The 4,115-nt window shown below is 65.9% G+C and carries 4 protein-coding genes and 1 pseudogene; all 5 read left to right on the forward strand.

Annotated features, from left to right (window positions below; all coding sequences use genetic code 11):
* Window positions 1–111 precede the first annotated feature (111 nt).
* The gene (locus ACO2Q2_RS17320) at window positions 112–687 is read left to right on the forward strand and encodes an HNH endonuclease signature motif containing protein (RefSeq protein ID WP_423257495.1); all 576 of its coding nucleotides are present in this window, start codon (window positions 112–114) and stop codon (window positions 685–687) included.
* Entirely contained in the window at window positions 684–1,514 is an 831-nt protein-coding gene (locus ACO2Q2_RS17325; RefSeq protein WP_423257496.1) for a YqaJ viral recombinase family protein, read from the forward strand. Before ACO2Q2_RS17320 ends, ACO2Q2_RS17325 begins: the two co-directional genes overlap by 4 nt.
* A 22-nt stretch (window positions 1,515–1,536) precedes the next feature.
* On the forward strand, window positions 1,537–2,592 hold the full coding sequence (recT, locus tag ACO2Q2_RS17330; RefSeq protein WP_423257497.1) for a recombination protein RecT: 1,056 nt from the start codon (window positions 1,537–1,539) through the stop codon (window positions 2,590–2,592).
* Between the two features lie 200 nt (window positions 2,593–2,792).
* The gene (locus ACO2Q2_RS17335; RefSeq protein WP_423257498.1) at window positions 2,793–3,317 is read left to right on the forward strand and encodes a hypothetical protein; all 525 of its coding nucleotides are present in this window, start codon (window positions 2,793–2,795) and stop codon (window positions 3,315–3,317) included.
* 211 nt (window positions 3,318–3,528) lie between these two features.
* A pseudogene (locus tag ACO2Q2_RS17340) lies at window positions 3,529–4,115 on the forward strand (hypothetical protein); the annotation flags it as partial.

A 4,115-nucleotide genomic window follows, 5' to 3' on the forward strand; every position in this document is an offset into this window, starting at 1 on the left:
CGTGGTGCGCGACCTGGCCGCGGCGCTGGAGAACGACGCGGCCCAGATCGTCCACGACGCCAAGGTGCTTTCCGACAGCGCCAAGCCGGCGCGCGGCAAGAGGGCGGCGGCGTGAGCGAGCACCGGACTGCGGCGGAGCGCGAGGCGGCCATGCCGGTGTTGCGTCTTCGCGAGTGCCTTTTCTACGCGCCGGAGAGCGGTAGCTTCACTTGGAAGCTCCGGCCGCTTTCGCACTTCAAGTCGGAACGTTACTGGCGCGCGTGGAACAGCTTGCACGCTGGCAAGCCTGCGGGTGTTCCGATGGTGGATGGTCGCATCGTCATCAACCTGGACAAGGGAAAGTGGCTGGCGCACCGGGTTGCGTGGGCGATCCAGACTGGCGCATGGCCGGCGCTGGCAATCGATCACATCGACCGCGACCACGCGAACAACTCGTTTGCGAACCTGCGCGAATGCACGCTGCAGCAAAACCAGTTCAACCGGGCCGCCAACAGCACAAGCCGAACCGGCGCAAAGGGCGTGTCTCTAGATCGCCACACCGGCCGCTACATGGCAAAGATCACGCTACGCGGCAGGACCGTGAACCTCGGTCGTTTCGACACGGTCGAGAAGGCCTCCGCTGCCTACATGGCCGCAGCTGCGAAACACCACGGTGAGTTCTCCACGTCCGCAGGCGCGGCCGCATGAACGCGCAACTTCACCCGACTCGGGGCTATCTGGGCGGCGGGAATATCGCTGGCGTGCTGGGGGTGTCTCCATTCAAGACCGCGCTCGATGAGTATCTGCTGATCACCAACGAAAAGCAGGACGAGGAAACGCCTGAGAAGCAGCGGTTCTTTAGCCGCCGCAAAGCGCTTGAGCCTTTCGCTGCTGAGTGCTTTGAGCAAGTCACCGGCATGCGCATCGTCCGAAGGAACGAGCGCTACCAGGACAAGGAATTCTGGTGGGCCCGCGCGGAGCTTGATTTCGAGACCGAAGACGGTGCCAGCGGCGAATGCAAGACCGTTCACCCAAACGCCGTGCGCGACTGGGGCGACCCGGACGCAGGCGAGGAGCCGCCGATATACGTCACCGCGCAGGTGATGTGGGGACTCGGTGTGACCGGCCGATCGCACGCCTATGTGCATGCCCTGATCGGCCTGGACGACGATCGCGTGTACCGCATCGAGCGCGACGAGCCGACGATCGCGGAGATCCGCCGCCGCGCCGCCGACTTCTGGCGCTGGCACATCGAGACGCGCCGGCCGCCGCAGCCGACCAACGCGGCCGACGTGCTGAAGCTCTACGAGCGCGACAGCGGCCGGGCTGTGGAGGCCGACGAATCCATCCGCGACGCGCTGACCGACCTGGTGCGCGTGCGCAGCCAGCAAGACCTGCTGCAGGCCCAGCGCGAGGCCGCGGAGTTCCGCATCAAGGCGTTCATGCGAGACGCCACCACCCTGACGGTCGCTGCCAAGCCCGTCGCTTCTTGGAAGGCGCGCACTGACGGCGTGCGCGTGTTCCGCATCCGCTGAATTACCCCGAGGAGAACCACCCATGGCCAAGGCCAACGCATTGCAGGAACACATGGCAGGCAGCACCAGCACCGAGGTCGCCAAGCCGGCCGAACACAAGTCGCTGGCGCATCTGCTGACCGACCCGAAGATCAAGCAGCAGATCGCCCTGGCGCTGCCCAAGCACATGACGGCCGACCGGCTCGCGCGCATCGCGCTGACGGAGATCCGCAAGGTGCCGAAGCTGGCGCAGTGCAGCCAGACCAGCTTCCTGGGCGCGATCATGCAGGTGGCCGCGCTCGGCCTGGAGCCCGGCGGCGCGCTCGGGCATGCTTACCTGATCCCCTTCGACAAGCGCGGCAAGCTGGCCAGCGGCCAGTGGGGTGTGGTCGGTACCGATGTGCAGCTGATCATCGGCTACCGCGGCATGATCGACCTGGCCCGCCGCTCCGGCCAGATCGTGAGCCTGTCGGCCCGCGTGGTCTACCAGAAGGACAAGTTCTCCTATGCCTACGGCATGGACGAGTCGCTGGAACACGTCCCGTACGAGGGCACCGATCCGGGCGAAATGACCCACGTCTATGCGGTCGCCAAGCTGGTCGGTGGTGGCGTGCAGTTCGAGGTCATGAGCCGCGCCAAGATTGAAGCGATCCGCGATGCCAGTCAGGGCTACAAGGCCGCGGTCGCGGCCGCCGAGAAGTACAAGAAGCCGGTCGACAGCCCGTGGGCGAACCACTTCGACGAGATGGCGAAGAAGACCGTGATCCGCCACCTGTTCAAGTACCTGCCGGTCTCGATCGAGATCCAGCAGGCGGTGAGCCTGGACGAGCAGGCCGACGCCGGCATCAACCAGCACAACGCCATGGTCATCGACGGCGATTATTCGGTCGCCGCCGGTCAGGACGACGCGCCCGAAGACCAGCAGCAGGGCGGCGGCTCGACGATCACCGCGCAGGAGATCCACGACGCGCTCACCGCGGCGAAGGACCAGGACAACCTCGACGCCGCCGGCGACCTGATCCGCATGCTGCCCGAGGCAGAGCGCGCGCCGCTCAACGAGATCTGGCAGAAGCGCAGCGACGAGCTGGCAGCCGGCTGAGTTTCACGCATCCCGAAGCGCCCGAGAGGGCGGCGCGGAGGACTCCCTGCCACCCGGGACCCGAGCGCGGCATGTGGTGGCAGGGGCTGACCCCGTGCGTCAGCGGACAGTGCGGAAAGGCGCTCACCTGGTGGCCACCGAAGACGCCATCGCCGGACGGGAGTAACCGGCACCCATCACCCACGACGGAGACCGTCACCATGTTCCAGCAGCACCAGCAGCAGACCAAGATCAAGAGCTTCACGCCGCGCATGGAGAAGCACGGCGACGAGAACGTGCTCGCTGGCACGATGAAGTGCGAGACCACGATGCACTCCAGCATCCTCGACGTGTTCGACAAGGGGCTGCGCAAGCTGCTCTACCGCAAGCCGGCCCCGGGCGAACAGTCGGAGCTTCCGCTGGGAGATACCAGCGACGGCCTCACGGCCAAGAAGCTGCCCTGTCTCGCGCCCCTGAAGTGGGACGAGGACTTCCCCGGCTACGCGGTCGAGATCGAATCCGGCCTCGCGCTCGACGAGACGCTGAAGCTGAAGGACGTCGAGGTGCATGGCTTCCAGTTCGAGCCGCTCGACGGCGGCAGCGTGACCGTCTCCTACACCCTCAACTTCCGCATGGACGGCCGCACGAGCGGAAAGCTCTGCCAGCTGATTCAGGACACCGTCGCTCTGAGCCTGACGCCGCCGAGCACGGAAGCGAAACAGGAACAGCGCGACCTCGCCGCCTGACCGATCACCCGCCGCAGGGTAAGCCGCCGGCATAGCGACCGGCCCCGGAAGGCAACCGGGCACCTCATTCGCTACTTGGAAAACGACACCATGAAGAAGCCGCTCTATGTGCTTCCCCACGGCATCGAAGTGGTCAGCGAGTACCCGCTGCGCGGCACCAGCTGCGCAACACGGTCGACGAGATCGACCTGGAAATCATGGGAGTGACGCAGTGAAAGAGCGCCCGATTCTTTTCTCCGCGCCCATGGTCCGCGCGATCCTCGACGGCCGCAAGACGATGACACGGCGAATGGTGAAGCCGCAGCCACCCGCTGAGACGCCGCACTTCCGCGGGACCATCGGTTCCTATTCCGGAGCGGTGCGTCCCTACTTCTTCTGGGGTCGTTTCGAAGACCAAGATGCGCGGGATGCCTACCTTGAGCGGCCCGATCACGATCCGGACCAGGAGGAAGATATTCTCTGGCCAGGCGGCGACTCGGATGGCTTCACCTGCGACATGTTCGCCGCCGAGAGCGGGCTTCTGTGCCCGTTCGGCGCAGCCGCGAACCCTTTTCGCAAAGAAGGCGATCGGCTGTGGGTGCGCGAGGCATGGCGCGTGCCGGTCAGCCTCGACGATCTTTCCGGCAAGCAGATAGCCGAGAAGTGCCTCAATGCTGGATACCGGCATCCGTGGTGTCCGACGCAATACGAAGCGGACGGCGCGCGCACGAGCGAGAGAGACTGGCGCGAGTTCGGTCCGCACCCATCGACATCGGTTCCTGGCCGCTACCGGCACGCGCGCTTCATGCCCCGATGGGC

The organism is Dyella sp. KRB-257 (assembly GCF_049445995.1).
GTDB lineage: Bacteria > Pseudomonadota > Gammaproteobacteria > Xanthomonadales > Rhodanobacteraceae > Dyella_A.

Coding starts and splice junctions, on each gene's coding strand:
- ACO2Q2_RS17325 (WP_423257496.1), top strand. CDS start 684: ATGAACGCGCAACTTCACCCGACTCGGGGCTATCTGGGCGGCGGGAAT.
- recT (WP_423257497.1), top strand. CDS start 1,537: ATGGCCAAGGCCAACGCATTGCAGGAACACATGGCAGGCAGCACCAGC.
- ACO2Q2_RS17335 (WP_423257498.1), top strand. CDS start 2,793: ATGTTCCAGCAGCACCAGCAGCAGACCAAGATCAAGAGCTTCACGCCG.